The sequence below is a fragment of the Vibrio sp. 10N.247.311.13 genome (genome assembly GCF_041467595.1).
In the GTDB taxonomy this organism is placed as follows: Bacteria; Pseudomonadota; Gammaproteobacteria; order Enterobacterales; family Vibrionaceae; genus Vibrio; species Vibrio crassostreae_C.
The window spans coordinates 16,923-33,046 of the sequence record NZ_JBFSUX010000028.1; the positions used below are offsets into that span (position 1 = coordinate 16,923).

Below are 16,124 nucleotides of genomic sequence, written 5' to 3' on the forward strand. Positions count from 1 at the left end.
CGCTTTTTAACTTGCTGCAGAACCACTGTTATTTGATTTTCGGCTGTGAAGTACACTGTAAAAATAACTAAACTTAAGTATTATTTTTCGAGTGATAATGACATTTAAGTTACTTCGCACTTAAAATTTAGTGACTTAGATCATATTTTTTCGCTTTCTATTCATTACGTGCCTAAGCTTAAAGAAAACGAGGGGACGCTTATGAAATGGATTCTACTATTTTTATCTTGTTTAAGTTTTGTGGCTTTTGGGAGCGAGGTCGCTTCGAGTAACCAACAATCAAAAAGTGATAGTAATCTATCTCATTTTGACCTTCCTTTGCTGCTTGGTGATTGGTATTTGATGAATCCTGATCCTGAGCAAGGCACTGAAAACTTTAGAGCGATCAAGCTCACTCTTGATTCAAACTACTCATTCACTATCGATATCCAAAAGAAAGACTACAGTGTCGATCATTGGGAAGGTTTGTATAACGCCAATGAAGACACGATTATTTTGGGTTTGAATACCTCAGAACCTCAGGTTTACGCGTACAGCAGTAATCACAACATGCTGAATCTTAACGGTGTTATGTTCACCAAGGCCTTGCCAAATGCATTGGCGGGAATCTGGTCAAGTGCCGAACTGTCTGGAAGCGATCTACGTGCGAGTAACATTCAAAAAATGGATTTAGTCCTTCAGCCGGACTTTATATTCATGTTCCGAGTATCAGATGAAGAAGGTGGTGAAGTCATTCGTCGCGGGGTGTATTACACAGAAGGCGATCAACTAGTGTTACTTTATGAGAACGGTGAACACGGCACTCGATATACACTGAACAGCGATGTGTTAACGCTGCAAGGTGAAGAGGGAGATATGTTTGCGGTACTCAATCGCATTCGATAATCGTGAGTTTTAGCATTAACGGCGTACTCGTTGATAATATTGTGCACAGTTCATTTCTTAGGCGTTCCTGTCTGATTTGATTGATAAAATAGCAAAACATGGAGGCATTTTCTTACAATGCCTCCTTTTTTTAATATTCCCCTTGTTTTATTGGCGCTCAACCTTTAGATATATACAGTTAAAAAATAATTACGTATAACGATCAAAAGGAACCCGTCATGGCACATACACCTCAAGCCAAGTATCGTAAAGATTATCAATCACCATCTCACACGATTTCTGAAATCGATCTTACTTTCGATTTGTACGACTCAGCATCCATTGTTACGGCTGTTTCTAGTGTTAAGCAGGAGAAAGACAGCACGACATTAGTACTTGATGGTGAAGGCTTGAAGTTGGTTTCTGTTTTGGTTGAAGGCAACGAATGGACTCAGTACGAGCAGTCTGAAACTCAACTTACGCTGAATGACCTTCCAAAAGAATTTACTCTAACTATCGTTACCGAAGTTAACCCTGAAGGGAACAGTGCACTTGAAGGCTTGTACAAGTCGGGTGGCGCGTTCTGTACTCAATGTGAAGCTGAAGGTTTCCGCCGTATCACTTACTACATGGATCGCCCAGATGTGTTGGCGAAATTCACTACAACGGTAATTGCAGACAAAGCAGAGAACCCATTCTTATTAAGTAATGGTAACCGTGTAGATGAAGGTGAAGCTGAAAACGGTCGTCATTGGGTGAAGTGGCAAGACCCACATCCAAAACCAGCGTACTTGTTTGCTTTAGTAGCGGGTGACTTTGATGTACTTCGTGACGCATACACTACACAATCGGGTCGTAAAGTTGACCTAGAAATCTTTGTTGATAAAGGCAATCTAGACCGTGCGAGCCACGCGATGGTTTCTTTGATCAATTCAATGAAGTGGGACGAAGAACGTTTCAACTTAGAGTACGACTTAGACATCTACATGATCGTAGCCGTTGATTTCTTCAACATGGGTGCGATGGAAAACAAAGGCTTGAACGTATTCAATTCGAAGTTCGTTCTAGCAAACGACCAAACTGCAACGGATACAGATTACCTAGGTATTGAAGCAGTAATCGGCCATGAATATTTCCATAACTGGACCGGTAACCGAGTGACTTGTCGCGATTGGTTCCAGCTGAGCTTGAAAGAAGGCTTAACCGTATTCCGCGATCAAGAGTTCTCATCTGATCTTGGCTCTCGCGCAGTAAACCGAATCAACAATGTTCGTATTATTCGCGGGCCACAATTCGCTGAAGACGCAAGTCCGATGTCTCACCCAATTCGTCCAGAAAAAGTGATAGAAATGAATAACTTCTATACTTTGACCGTGTACGAAAAGGGCAGTGAAGTGATCCGTATGATCCACACATTGTTGGGCGAAGATGGTTTCCAAAAAGGCATGAAGCTGTACTTCGAACGTCACGATGGTACGGCTGCAACATGTGAAGACTTCGTCGCGGCAATGGAAGATGCGTCGGGCGTTGACTTATCTCAGTTCCGCTTATGGTACAGCCAGTCTGGTACGCCGACGCTGTCTGTTGAAAGTAAGTACGACGCAGAGAAGAAACAGTACACGTTAACAACTCGCCAAGTAACAGCGCCAACTCATGAGCAAACGGAAAAGCAGGCTCTGCATATTCCTCTTGATATCGAGCTGTACACAGCTGCAGGTGAAGTTGTTGAGTTACAATGTAACGGTAAGCCAGTTCATAATGTATTAGATGTGAAAAAAGCAGAGCAAACGTTCGTGTTTGAAAACGTTTCTGAGCAACCGATCCCATCATTACTTCGTGAATTTTCTGCGCCAGTGAAATTGGAATATGACTACTCAGATGAAGAACTGATCTTCTTGATGGTGAATGCTCGCAATGAATTCTCTCGTTGGGATGCGGGTCAAATGCTATTAGCGAAGTACATCCGCAGTAACGTGGAGAAAGTTCAGCAGGGTCAAGCGTTTGAGCTTTCTGATTCTGTTGTTGATGCATTCCGTGGCGTACTGCTGAGTGATTCACTAGAGCCTGCGTTTATTGCAGAAATGCTTTCTCTACCAAGCCACAATGAAGTATCGGGTTGGTACGAGCGCGTTGATATTGATGCGGTCGCATCGGTTCTTAACTCGATGAAAGTTACATTAGCTGCAGAACTTGAAGACGAGTTAGCGGCGGTTTATCACAGCCACGCACTAACAGAATACACGATCGATCACGATTCGATTGGTAAGCGTACTCTACGTAAAGTTTGCTTAAGTTACTTAGCTCATACTGGGCAGGGTAATGACTTGGTTGTTGCGATGTATCAACAAGCGAATAACATGACAGATACGATGGCAGCAATGGGCGCGGCAAACAGTGCACAACTACCATGTCGTGAAACCTTGATGGTGGATTACAGTGACAAGTGGAAACACGATGGTCTTGTTATGGATAAGTGGTTTGCATTGCAAGGTACAAACCCAAGTTCAAACGCACTTGAAGTGATCAAAGCGTCGATGTCGCACCAGGCGTTCAGTTTGAAGAACCCGAACCGTACCCGTAACTTGGTCGGTTCATTCTTAAACATGAACCCGGTTCAATTCCACGACAAGTCTGGTCAAGGCTATGCATTTGCAGGCGAGATCTTACGTGAACTGAACAGCAGCAACCCGCAAGTGGCTTCACGTCTGATTGATCCACTTCTTAAATTCCGTAAGTACGACGATGAACGCCAAGCTCTGATCAAAAAAGAACTAGAGACGTTAAAGAACATGGACAACCTAGCAAAAGACTTGTTTGAGAAAGTGACGAAAGCACTAGAGGCTTAAGTCAGCGCGCATTCAGGTAACTGTTTGCTAATAAGCGGTTTACTAATAAACTGTTTGCTATAACGAAAGGTCATCAGTGGTAGAGAATATCTGCCACTGATTTTTTGTTTCTGGTTCATCGAATTTTCGATAAGCTAGAGCAGCTTCAAGTTCAGTTTCACCGTCAGACATCTAAAAGTGCCAAAAAACACTGGCACTGTATATTTATACAGGTATCGTATGAATCGCTATATTTTCCAACTTAACATCTCATATCAGCAGTTTTTGGCCAGCTATTCTGGTACGGCAAGTAAAGTTCAAGTGATAACAACAACAGGTTTACGCTTACAGTTACCTGCAACTCGGTTCAGACCATTTCTTACACAAATAGGGGTTAGAGGGCAGTTTAGGCTGACAACTGACCAAAAAAATAAGTTTATTAAGTTAGAAGCTCTGTAAACCTTGGCATGCCTAGTGAGTTAAAAGGAATCTTAATCACATAATCAAACATTTCAGCTCTTACCACCTCCAAAACAATTAACTATTTTTCAATAATGCTTTTACAATAAATGAATGCATTACCTTTGCTTAACTCGTTAGTAGAAAAGCGCTCAACGGCACGTTTCAAACACCAGATTAAGTGATCCCCCTAATAATAAAATATAATTCTAATTGTGGAGTGTGACTATGACCGCACGTGAAACTGTGGTTCCAGTTTTACTTGAAAAAGTTTACAAGCTGATTCAAGACAAACTTGACCTTGCTCATCGACCTCTCGTAACTCAACTTGCTCAACACTTGTTTAGTAACGTTTCTCACGACGATCTGACTCAGAGAAACGAATCCGATTTATACGGTGCTGTAGTTAGCTTATGGCATCACATCAATGAAAAGAAAGCCGACGAAATCTCTGTACGCGTTTTCAACCCGACGGTAAGTCGTCAAGGTTGGCAGTCTACTCATACTATCGTTGAGATAGTCGTTCCAGACAGCCCATTCCTTGTTGATTCCGTAAAAATGGCATTGACTCGCCTAGACCGTTCTTCTCACCTTATGCTTCATAACCCAACACAAATCTCTCGCTCAGATAAGGGCAGTGTTGTCGGTGTAAGCAATAACGAAGGTGCATTCCAATCGCTTTTCCATATCGAAGTTGACCGTCTGAGTAGTAAAGCTGAAATGACAGCACTTAAAACGGAGTTGCTGGATATCTTTACCGACACTAGCTTAGTCGTGAACGATTGGTTGAAGATGGTTGAAAGACTTGAAGAAGTGACCAATCAAGTTGAACAGCAAAAAGAGAGCATTCCAGTAGACGGCCAGCGCTTTGATGAAACGTTGGCGTTTCTTCGTTGGTTAGGCCAACACAACTTTACATTCATGGGTTATAAGGAATATGACCTAGTTTCAGTTAACGGCGACACTGAACTGCAACCGACCAAGGAGCAAGGTCTTGGTTTGTTTGCGAACTCAGATCGTGTACGTAACGTTAAGCTATCTGAGTTTTCTGATTCGGCACGTCTTGAAGCGAAAAAGCCTTATGTGCTTATCGTAACCAAGGGCAACACGGCTTCACGCATTCACCGCCCAGCTTACAACGATTACATTGGTATTAAGAAGTTCGATAAGAACGGTAAGGTCATTGGTGAGCACCGCTTTACTGGTCTTTACACATCTGCCGTTTATAACCAAACCGTTGAAACGATTCCTCTTGTTCGCGAGAAAGTAGAACGTATTTTGGATGCGAGTGGTTACCGTGAAGGTTCATACTCTTACAAAGCGCTGCACAACATTCTTGAAAACTACCCACGTGATGAACTGCTGCAAGCTCGAGAAGAAGAGCTACTAGAAGTCGGTACGGGCGTAGTACAAATGCAAGATCGCGATCTCCTGCGTTTGTTTGTTCGCAAAGACCCGTTTGGTCGTTTCTTTAGCTGCATGGTTTACGTAACAAAAGATCGTTACAACACTGAGCTTCGTCGCCAAACACAGCGCATCTTGAAACAGTACTTTGGTTGTGAAGAAGAGGTTGAATTTACAACGTACTTCTCTGAAAGCCCGCTAGCAAGAACGCACTATATTGTTCGTGTTGATAACAACAACATGGATGTGGACGTGAAAACAATTGAGCAAAATTTAATGGAAGTATCGTCTACGTGGGATGACCGTCTGTCTGAATCTATCATTGCAAACTTCGGTGAAAGCAAAGGTCTTCCATTGTCGAAAGAGTACATGCGTGCATTCCCACGTTCGTACAAAGAAGACATGATGCCAGGTTCTGCTGTTGCCGACATTGAACGTTTAGAAGCGCTAAGTGAAGACAACAAACTGGGTATGCTTTTCTACCGTCCTCAAGAAGAAGCGGCAGATTCAAAAGCCGTTCGTTTGAAGTTGTTCTACCACAGCGATGAGCCAATTCACCTTTCTGATGTTATGCCAATGCTTGAAAACTTTGGCCTACGCGTTATCGGTGAATCTCCATATGAAGTGCGTAAAACCAACGGTGTGACCTATTGGATCCTTGATTTCTCTATGCTGCACAAGAGCGATAAGACCATTGATCTTCGTGAAGCTCGCGATCTTTTCCAACAAGCCTTTGCGGCAATCTGGGCGGGTGAGTTAGACAGCGATGGTTTCAACCGCTTAGTACTTGGCGCTGGTCTTTCTGGCCGTGAAATCTCAATCTTACGTGCTTATGCTCGTTACATGCGTCAAGTTGGTTTCCCATTCAGCCAACAATACATTGAAGACACATTGTCTCATTACCCAGAATTAGCGAAAGGGCTAGTGAGCCTATTCGGCAAGCGTTTTGACCCGAAACTGAAGGGCAGCGTAAAAGGCCAACAAGATCTTATTAAGAAGATCACTGAACAGTTGGATCATGTAGAAAGCTTGGATGATGATCGTATCATTCGTCGCTACATGGAAATGATCACTGCAACGCTTCGTACTAACTACTACCAAGTAGACGAGAATAAGCAGTCTAAACCTTGGTTGGCTCTGAAAATGAGACCAAGCGAGATTCCAGATATCCCTGCGCCGGTTCCTGCGTTTGAGATCTTCGTTTACGCACCAGACATTGAAGGTGTGCATTTACGTGGCGGTAAAGTAGCACGCGGTGGTTTACGTTGGTCAGACCGTCAAGAGGACTTCCGTACTGAGATTCTAGGCCTAGTTAAAGCGCAACAAGTTAAGAACACGGTTATCGTACCGGTTGGTGCTAAAGGTGGTTTCGTTTGTAAGCGTCAACACATGATGTCTGGCCGAGACGAGATCTTTGCTGAAGGTCAACGTTGTTACAAGCGCTTCATCCGTGCATTGCTAGACGTTTCAGACAACATCATTGAAGGTGAGGTTATCCCACCTAAGAGCGTTGTTCGTCACGATGAAGATGACCCATACTTGGTTGTTGCAGCCGATAAAGGCACCGCGACATTCTCAGATCTAGCGAACTCAGTAGCTGAAGAGTACAACTTCTGGCTAGGTGATGCGTTTGCATCGGGTGGCTCTAACGGTTACGACCACAAAGCCATGGGTATCACGGCGAAAGGTGGCTGGGAATCGGTTAAACGTCACTTTCGCGAAATGGGTATTAACTGTCAAAGCACAGACTTCACTGCCATTGGTGTGGGTGATATGGCGGGTGACGTATTTGGTAACGGTATGCTGCTATCTAAGCACATTCGCTTGCAAGCTGCGTTTAACCACATGCACATCTTCATTGACCCGAATCCAGAATCAGCATCAAGCTGGGTAGAGCGTGACCGTCTGTTTAATCTGCCTCGTTCAAGTTGGGAAGATTACAATAAAGACCTGATTTCTCAAGGTGGTGGCATCTTCTCTCGCCGAGCGAAGTCTATCTCTTTGACACCTGAAATTCAGAAAATGCTGGGTACCAAGAAAGCATCAATGGCACCAAACGACTTGATCAAAGCGATCTTGTCTATGAAAGTTGATCTACTTTGGAACGGCGGTATTGGTACTTACGTTAAGTCTTCTAGTGAGACTCATACCGATGTGGGTGACCGTGCAAATGACGTGCTACGTATCGATGGCCGTGACCTGAAAGCTAAGGTTGTTGGTGAAGGCGGTAACTTGGGTATGACTCAATTGGGTCGTATTGAATACGCTCTAACGGGCGGTCGAGTTAATACTGACTTTGTCGATAACGTTGGTGGTGTAGATTGCTCGGATAACGAAGTTAACATTAAGATCTTCTTGAATGGCTTGGTGTCTAATGGTGATCTTACCGTTAAGCAACGTAACCAAGTTCTTGAATCTATGGAAGATGAAGTAGGTGAAATCGTACTAGACGACGCTTACTGCCAAGCTGAGTCTATCTCTGTTACTGAGCATCAAGGTGTAGGCTTAGTGAAAGAGCAAATCCGCTTTATCCACACAATGGAAAAAGCCGGGTACTTAGACCGTGGTTTGGAATACATCCCAGATGACGAAACGCTGCTAGAACGTGAGAAGCAGGGCCAAGCACTAACAAGACCAGAGCTATCAGTATTGATCGCTTACGGTAAAATGGTTCTAAAAGAAGATCTTGTGAGTGATGACATTGCGAATGATGAGTTCCATGCTCAACAACTGATGCAATACTTCCCAACAGAGTTACGCCGTAACTACTCTCAGCACATGGATAACCATCCACTTCGTGCAGAGATCATTGCGACTGCGCTTGCTAACCAAATGGTTAACGAGATGGGCTGTAACTTCGTGACTCGCTTGCAAGAAGAGACGGGCGCGAACATTGTTGATATTGCGAATGCTTACGCGGCATCACGTGAAATCTACGGCCTGGGTGAGGTATTGAAGAGCATCCGTGAACTGGACAACATCTCAAGTTCTGAAGCTCAATACGAATTGCTTTACCATGTACGTCGTACGCTTCGTCGTCTAGCACGCTGGTTGCTAAGAAACCGTACCGGTAAACAGTCAGTGAATGCATTGATTGAGCTTTACCAAGGTGATGTCGTCGCAATTACTGAGAAGCTGGATGAAAACCTAGTGGCTTCAGAAGTAGAAGAGCATCAAGCAATGGCTCAAGTATGGATTGACCAAGGTGTAAACGCTGAGCTGGCTAATTCCGTGGCTCGTTTGTCTAGCTTGTACTCAGCACTGGATATATCCACAGTGGCTCGTGAAACAGGTAAAACAGTACAACAAGCTTCTAAGCTTTACTTCAACCTCGGTGATCGTTTGTCACTGCATTGGTTCTTGAAGCAAATCAATGGCCAAGCTGTAGACAACAACTGGCAAGCACTGGCGCGTGCAGCATTCAGAGAAGATCTGGATTGGCAGCAACGCCAGTTAACTGGTCAAGTACTTAACTGTGGTTGTGCTTCAGATATCGATGTGATTAAAGCGCTTGATGACTGGATGGAAAGTAACTCTGTTTCTCTACATCGTTGGGAAAGCATCCTAAACGAATTCAAAGTAGGTTCTGTTCATGAGTTTGCTAAGTTCTCAGTAGCACTGCGTGAATTGATGCTGTTGAATCTAAACTGCATGTCAAAAGACTAGTTACTAGATAAGACGAAAAAGTATAAGGGCAGGCCAAAAGGTCTGCCTTTTTCGTTTCGGTAAAGTGGAAACAATAGGCCTAACGACTTTTGAAGAACAAACTTCGACGCAAACGTTGTTTGTTGTTAAGTGACCTGATGGCTGTACTAAGGTTGAGATTAGAAATGGCTTAATAACTTGAAGAAACGATAACGTTTGCTTAATAATGAACCTCATTCGTTAGCAAACTTGATTATCTTACCCTTACAGACAGTAATAGATTGAATAGTTGGGTAAATAAGTAAATAATAGCGCCCCGTTTACACGGGGCTTTTTTCTATCGGAGGCACAATGCTTTACCGTCTAGCCAGAACTGGCTTTTTCCAACTTGATGCCGAAAAGGCACATGATCTTGCAATTCAAAATTTCAAGCGCTTCACAGGCACACCTATTGATCTTTTGTATCGCCAACAATTACCTCACCGACCTGTAGAGTGCATGGGTCTTACTTTTAAAAACCCAGTTGGCCTTGCTGCTGGCCTAGATAAAAACGGCGAATGTATTGATGCATTTGGCGCAATGGGTTTTGGTTTCGTAGAAGTAGGAACAGTGACTCCACGTCCGCAAGCGGGTAACGACAAACCTCGTTTATTCCGTCTTGTTGAAGCTGAAGGTATCATCAACCGCATGGGTTTTAACAACCTAGGCGTCGACAACCTTGTTGAGAATGTTAAGAAGTCGAACTACGATGGCATCTTAGGCATTAACATTGGTAAGAATAAAGACACACCAATTGAAAAGGGCGCTGAAGATTACTTGATCTGTATGGAGAAGGTATATCAATACGCTGGTTACATTGCTGTGAACATCTCTTCACCAAACACTCCAGGACTTCGTTCTCTACAATACGGCGAAGCTCTAGACGATCTATTGTCTGAACTTAAAACGAAACAATCTGAACTGGAAGAGACGCATGGTAAATATGTTCCTCTTGCTCTTAAGATTGCTCCGGATCTAAGCGACGACGAAATTCGCCAAATTTGTGAATCATTGATCAAAAATAAGATCGATGGTGTGATCGCAACAAACACAACATTGGATCGTTCAATCGTTGAAGGTATGAAACATTGTGATGAAGCGGGTGGCCTAAGTGGACGTCCTGTTCAATCTCGTAGTACTGAAGTAGTTCGTAAACTTCACGAAGAGCTGGGTGACAAACTGCCGATCATTGGAGTAGGTGGTGTTGACTCGTATGTTGCTGCAAAAGAGAAAATGATGGCGGGCGCGAAGCTTGTACAGGTTTACTCTGGTTTCATCTACAAAGGCCCAGGCCTAGTTGGCGACATCGTTAAAAATCTTTAAACGGCAAGACGCTTTTATTTCTGAAAAGCGACAATCTGGCATCGTCTTAATAAAAGAGACACTGTAACTCACTGAGTTGTAGAGAAAAGCGATAAGAAAGAGGAATTCATTTCCTCTTTTTTTTTGCCTATTGCTCAGTAAAATTACTGTAATTGAAGGTAATTTTGCGTTTTACCTAATGGAATGGTTCAACAGTGTGAGACGAAATGATGCTTAAACCTAGCGATACATGGAGTTGGTATTACGATGAGCAGCAATGTTCATTAATGCTAAACCTCGGAGAGGATATGATTTTCAAAACGAATCTGGTCCGCAATAAGCTGGTGGACTGCGCGTTTCGAGATAATGAATTCACCGTTGATGACGCATCTTCATACCAAACCTTCAAAGAACAAATTTCTGGCTTAGAACTGTCTGAGCCTCGTCAAGCTGAATTAGCACTCTATTGTGTGGCAGCAAAGCGTTTCCATAAGCCTGTACAGCCTAAGAGTTGGTTCTTCGACTCACAAGGTACTGGCCATGAATATCCTCAAGAAGGGGATATTGTACAAATGAATAACGAGCATAGCTTAGGGTATTTCATTGTATTAGAAGTGGGAGAGTGTGCGAGCCTATGTGCATTTGTTGACCTAGAAGAGTTCCTGTTAACGCCTTCAAAAGGACTGCGATTTGGAGACTCAATCAAGGTGATGCACGATAGAATGGTAGACGCGAACGCTATCCTTCATCAGACACACATAGCGATGGTAGGTTAACCTCTAATCTAGCACATCATTTCAACCACGCATCGCAGCACACAAACGTATAAACCTTCCTCAGAATCGGCTCATTAGCCGATTTTTTTGTGCCTAAAAAACCTCATCCTGATAAATACATCACGGCTTAACCATTTAAATAGTGAACTTACGACTATTTTTTCACCTTAATTTCTGCCCGTTTTCATCGCCAGAAGAGTAAATCTACCGTCTTTATTCCCTGTTTTTGGTCTTTTGTAGTTAAATTCCATCCATAAATCTACTTTGGTATATACCAGTTTTGAGGTGAATATAAATTCACATTGCTACTTTGGTTAATAAGTGGTCAGAAATGAAGTTGGTTTGATAGGTCTTATGTTCTAAGGGGATGTGGGTAAGCGATCGCTTCAAGACTGTGCATTTGCTAGCCAGTTAGTCGAAAGATTCAATGAAAAGACGTGTTTAGTGTGATGCTCTAGTTACAAATTCAGGTATAATCGAACTCATTTTTATCAATAAAAGAACACTATGAATCAATATCTAGCGGTTACCTCAAACGGCCTTGAGAATTTATTAGTTGAAGAACTAACCCAACTAGGGATTACAAACGCAAAACCTGTTCAAGCAGGTGTTAAATTCAAAGCGACCAATGAGCAAATTTATCGTTGTTGTTTGTGGAGCCGTTTGGCTTCTCGATTTGTACGTGTCCTTTCTGAATTCACTTGTATGGACGACATGGATTTGTACCTATCAACCACTGCGGTTAACTGGGTAAATCAATTCCATAGCTCTAAGCGTTTTGTTGTTGACTTCAATGGTACGAACAACGAAATCCGTAATAGCCAATACGGTGCGATGAAAGTAAAAGATGCCGTTGTTGATTGCTTTGAGAAGAAGTCTTTACCTCGTCCTTCTATTAGCAAAGAGAACCCAGACATTCGTATCCACGTTCGTTTACACCGTGATAAAGCGATTCTTGGTGTTGATATGGTAGGTAGCGGTCTTCACCAACGTGGTTACCGTCCTGAATCAGGTCGAGCACCACTACGTGAAACTCTTGCTGCCGCGATTCTTCTTCGTAGTGGTTGGGACGCAACTAAGCCTTTCCTAGATCCAATGTGTGGTTCAGGTACGTTAGTGATTGAAGCGGCGATGATGGCTGCAAACCTAGCACCGGGTGTTAAACGTCAGAAGTGGTGTTTTGAATCACTAGAAGATTTCGAACCAGAGCTATGGGCTGAAGTGAAAGCTGAAGCGAACGTTCAAGGTCGTCGTGGTGTTAAGAAAGTGGAATGTAAGTTCTATGGCTACGACAATGATGAACGTATGATCAAAACTGCGCGTGACAATGCTCGTCGTGCCGGTGTTGAAGAGTTGATTGAATTCGAAGTAGGCGATGCTGCAAAGCTTAAGCGTCCTACAGAGTTTACTGATGGTGTGATTGTTTCTAACCCGCCTTACGGTGAACGTCTTGGTACCGAGCCGGGTCTTATTGCACTTTACACAGCATTCGGTGCACAGCTCAAAGCTGAATTTGGTGGCTGTAACGCATCTATCTTCTCTAGCTCAGACGAGCTACTAAGCTGCTTACGCATGCGTGCAGATAAACAGTTCAAGTTGAACAACGGTGCGTTACCTTGTCACCAAAAGAACTACTCAATTTCAGATCGTCCGATGTCAGAGCGTCCATCAGGCGAGCAAGAACAATTGATTGCACCTGATTTCGCGAACCGTCTTAAAAAGAACATCGGTAAAATTGGCAAGTGGGCTAAGAAAGAGCAATTAGATTGCTACCGTATCTACGACGCTGACCTACCAGAATACAATGTAGCGATTGATGTATACCCAGGTCACCTTGTGATTCAAGAATACGCAGCGCCTAAAGATGTACCGGAAGAGAAGGCAAAACGTCGCTTAACCGATATCATCCGTGCTTCTATTCAAGTAACAGGCGTAGAAGCAAACAACGTTGTGCTTAAAGTTCGTCAGAAACAGAAAGGCCGTTCTCAATACCAGAAATTGGCTCAAGACTCATCGAACTTAGAAGTGAACGAGTATGGCGTTAAGCTGATTGTTAATCTTCATGATTACCTAGATACCGGGTTGTTCCTAGATCATAAGATCACTCGTCGTCGTATCGGTGAGATGGCCGCAGGTAAGGATTTCCTAAACTTGTTTGCTTATACAGGAAGTGCATCTGTTCATGCTGCTGTGGGTGGTGCTCGTTCTACAACTACTGTTGATATGTCTAATACCTACCTAGAGTGGGCGAAAGAGAACATGGAGCTTAACGGTCGTGTTGGTCGTCAACATCAGTTTGTTCAAGCTGACTGTCTACAATGGCTAGCTAAGGAGCAGGGTTCTTATGATCTGATCTTTATCGATCCACCTACGTTCTCTAACTCAAAGCGTATGGATCAATCTTTCGATGTTCAACGTGATCACATTCAGCTGATGGAAAACCTTAAACGTCTTCTTCGTGAAGAAGGCACGATTGTGTTCTCTAACAACAAGCGTCACTTCAAAATGGACTTGGAAGCTCTAGATGAGTTAGGTCTTAAGGCTCAGAATATCTCAGCGAAGACACTTCCATTGGACTTCTCTCGCAATAAGCACATTCATAACTGCTGGTTGATTACACATAAGTAGTTAAGAGATCGTATAAGGATATATAGTGCTGACTCTCTACAGTACAGAAGGGTGCCATCTATGTGAGATGGCATTCCAACTCACGGAACAGTTAAACATTAGCCATCACGTCAACGTTGTTGACATTGCATTTGATGATGAGCTCTTTTCCCGTTACGGGGTCACTATTCCGGTGCTCAAATTTGAAAGCTCTGACCTTTCTCAAAGCTCAGAGCTTAACTGGCCATTTGGCTTGTTAGAACTTAATGATTGGTTAAAGAAGAATGGCATTACTTACAATTCATAATGGGCAATTAGCGTTTGGTGATCACCCATTATTAGATCGTGCGGACTTCGTGCTGCAAGAAAACGAACGTGTATGTTTAGTAGGGCGCAATGGCGCTGGTAAGTCGACATTGATGAAAATCCTATCTGGAAACATCATCATGGACGACGGTAAGATGCAAATCACGCAAGATGTGGTTGTGTCTCGTCTAGAACAAGATCCACCGCGTAATGAACAAGGTACAGTTTATGACTATGTTGCTGGTGGCCTTGCTGAAATCGGCGAACAGCTGAAGATCTATCATGATCTTCTGGATCTCATCGCGACAGACCCAAGTGAAAAGAATCTAAACCGCCTCACTCGCGTTCAAGAACAACTGGATCATGCTAATGCATGGCGTTTTGAAGATCGTGTAAGTAACGTATTGGCAGCACTTAAGCTGACTGCTGAAACCAAACTGACAGATTTGTCTGGTGGTTGGCAACGTAAAGCGGCACTTGCTCGTGCGCTTGTATGTGACCCTGACGTGCTTCTACTCGACGAACCGACTAACCACTTGGATGTTGCAACCATTGAATGGTTAGAGGGCTTCCTGAAAGACTTCCGCGGTTCAATCATCTTTATCTCGCATGACCGTGCGTTCATTAAATCGATGGCAACACGTATTGTCGATCTTGATCGCGGTAAATTGAGCTCTTTCCCGGGCGATTACGAAAATTACCTTGTTGAGAAAGAAGAGGCGCTTCGTGTTGAAGAAATGCAAAACGCTGAATTCGATAAGAAGCTTGCTCAAGAGGAAGTTTGGATTCGTCAGGGCATCAAAGCTCGTCGTACTCGTAACGAAGGCCGTGTTCGTGCGCTTAAGAAGCTACGTGAAGAACGTTTGAACCGTCGTGAAGTGCAGGGCAAAGCGATTATCCAAATCGACGATGGCCAGCGTTCAGGCAAGATTGTATTTGAAGCTGAGAATCTTAACTTTGGCTTTGAAGGCAAAGAAATTGTTAAGGACTTCAGCTTCAACATCATGCGTGGCGATCGTATCGCTCTGATTGGTCCTAACGGTTGTGGTAAGAGTACGCTACTTAAGCTGCTTCTTGACCAGCTTAAGCCTGATTCAGGTCGTTTGCATTGTGGTACTAAGCTTGAAGTCGCTTACTTTGACCAATACCGCGAAATTCTAGACCCTGAGAAGTCTGTAATTGATAACCTCGCGGATGGTAAGCAAGAAGTGACCGTAGGTGGCCGTGAGCGTCATGCTCTAAGCTACTTACAAGATTTCTTATTCTCTCCAAAACGTGCTCGCACTCCTGTTAAAGCACTATCTGGTGGTGAGAAAAACCGTCTGTTATTGGCGCGTATTTTCCTTAAGTCGAACAACTTGTTGATTCTCGATGAGCCAACCAACGATCTAGATATCGAAACTTTGGAACTTTTAGAAGATTTGCTTGCCAACTATCAGGGTACGCTGCTTTTAGTGAGTCACGATCGTCAGTTTGTTGATAACACAGTGATGACAAGTTGGATCTTTGAGGGTAATGGCGTTATTGAAGAATTTGTTGGTGGTTACCACGATGCTCAGCAGCAAAGAAAGCAAGCATTAGAGTACCGACAGGTTGAAAAGCCATCAAAGCCAGCGAAAGTAGTTGAGGAAACTCCCAAAACTGCACCAGTTAAGGCTAAACCTAAGAAGTTATCGTATAAGCTACAACGAGAGCTAGAAGCGTTACCAATGCGTTTGGAAGAATTGGAAACTCAAATTGAAACTCTTCAGGAAGAAGTCAACGATCCAAGCTTCTTTTCAAAATCTGTAGAGCAGACACAACCAGTATTAGATAAGCTATCTGCAGCAGAGCAGGAGCTTGAAGTTGCTTTTGAGCGCTGGGAAGAGCTCGAGGCACTACAACAGGAAAGTTAAGA

At 43.4% G+C, this 16,124-nt stretch carries 9 protein-coding genes; all 9 read left to right on the forward strand.

Going from position 1 to position 16,124, the window contains the following annotated elements:
* The first annotated feature begins 201 nt into the window (after positions 1–201).
* The 9 genes from AB6E52_RS13190 to AB6E52_RS13230 all read left to right on the forward strand — a co-directional run bounded on the left by AB6E52_RS13190 (position 202) and on the right by AB6E52_RS13230 (position 16,122).
* Positions 202–885, forward strand: a complete 684-nt coding sequence (locus tag AB6E52_RS13190) for a hypothetical protein (protein ID WP_102321149.1) — start codon at positions 202–204, stop codon at positions 883–885.
* 218 nt (positions 886–1,103) lie between these two features.
* Positions 1,104–3,710, forward strand: a complete 2,607-nt coding sequence (gene pepN, locus AB6E52_RS13195; RefSeq protein WP_102321150.1) for an aminopeptidase N — start codon at positions 1,104–1,106, stop codon at positions 3,708–3,710.
* 219 nt (positions 3,711–3,929) lie between these two features.
* Positions 3,930–4,148: a DUF2835 domain-containing protein gene (locus AB6E52_RS13200; RefSeq protein ID WP_081325156.1), complete on the forward strand. Its 219-nt coding sequence runs from the start codon at positions 3,930–3,932 to the stop codon at positions 4,146–4,148.
* Between the two features lie 228 nt (positions 4,149–4,376).
* Complete coding sequence (locus AB6E52_RS13205) at positions 4,377–9,218, forward strand: NAD-glutamate dehydrogenase (protein ID WP_102321151.1); 4,842 nt, start codon at positions 4,377–4,379, stop codon at positions 9,216–9,218.
* Between the two features lie 330 nt (positions 9,219–9,548).
* Positions 9,549–10,559: a quinone-dependent dihydroorotate dehydrogenase gene (gene pyrD, locus AB6E52_RS13210; RefSeq protein ID WP_069597199.1), complete on the forward strand. Its 1,011-nt coding sequence runs from the start codon at positions 9,549–9,551 to the stop codon at positions 10,557–10,559.
* Positions 10,560–10,765: 206 nt separating this feature from the next.
* The gene (locus tag AB6E52_RS13215) at positions 10,766–11,314 is read left to right on the forward strand and encodes a cell division protein ZapC (protein WP_017063848.1); all 549 of its coding nucleotides are present in this window, start codon (positions 10,766–10,768) and stop codon (positions 11,312–11,314) included.
* Between the two features lie 507 nt (positions 11,315–11,821).
* Positions 11,822–13,942 carry a bifunctional 23S rRNA (guanine(2069)-N(7))-methyltransferase RlmK/23S rRNA (guanine(2445)-N(2))-methyltransferase RlmL gene (rlmKL, locus tag AB6E52_RS13220; protein WP_102321152.1) on the forward strand — a complete coding sequence of 707 codons (2,121 nt, stop codon included), beginning with the start codon at positions 11,822–11,824 and terminating at the stop codon, positions 13,940–13,942.
* A gap of 25 nt (positions 13,943–13,967) precedes the next feature.
* Complete coding sequence (locus AB6E52_RS13225) at positions 13,968–14,228, forward strand: glutaredoxin family protein (RefSeq protein ID WP_019823251.1); 261 nt, start codon at positions 13,968–13,970, stop codon at positions 14,226–14,228.
* Positions 14,206–16,122 carry an ABC transporter ATP-binding protein gene (locus AB6E52_RS13230; protein ID WP_102321153.1) on the forward strand — a complete coding sequence of 639 codons (1,917 nt, stop codon included), beginning with the start codon at positions 14,206–14,208 and terminating at the stop codon, positions 16,120–16,122. The genes AB6E52_RS13225 and AB6E52_RS13230 overlap by 23 nt, the downstream gene beginning before the upstream one ends.
* Positions 16,123–16,124 lie beyond the last annotated feature (2 nt).

Coding starts and splice junctions, on each gene's coding strand:
- AB6E52_RS13190 (WP_102321149.1), top strand. CDS start 202: ATGAAATGGATTCTACTATTTTTATCTTGTTTAAGTTTTGTGGCTTTT.
- pepN (WP_102321150.1), top strand. CDS start 1,104: ATGGCACATACACCTCAAGCCAAGTATCGTAAAGATTATCAATCACCA.
- AB6E52_RS13200 (WP_081325156.1), top strand. CDS start 3,930: ATGAATCGCTATATTTTCCAACTTAACATCTCATATCAGCAGTTTTTG.
- AB6E52_RS13205 (WP_102321151.1), top strand. CDS start 4,377: ATGACCGCACGTGAAACTGTGGTTCCAGTTTTACTTGAAAAAGTTTAC.
- pyrD (WP_069597199.1), top strand. CDS start 9,549: ATGCTTTACCGTCTAGCCAGAACTGGCTTTTTCCAACTTGATGCCGAA.
- AB6E52_RS13215 (WP_017063848.1), top strand. CDS start 10,766: ATGATGCTTAAACCTAGCGATACATGGAGTTGGTATTACGATGAGCAG.
- rlmKL (WP_102321152.1), top strand. CDS start 11,822: ATGAATCAATATCTAGCGGTTACCTCAAACGGCCTTGAGAATTTATTA.
- AB6E52_RS13230 (WP_102321153.1), top strand. CDS start 14,206: ATGGCATTACTTACAATTCATAATGGGCAATTAGCGTTTGGTGATCAC.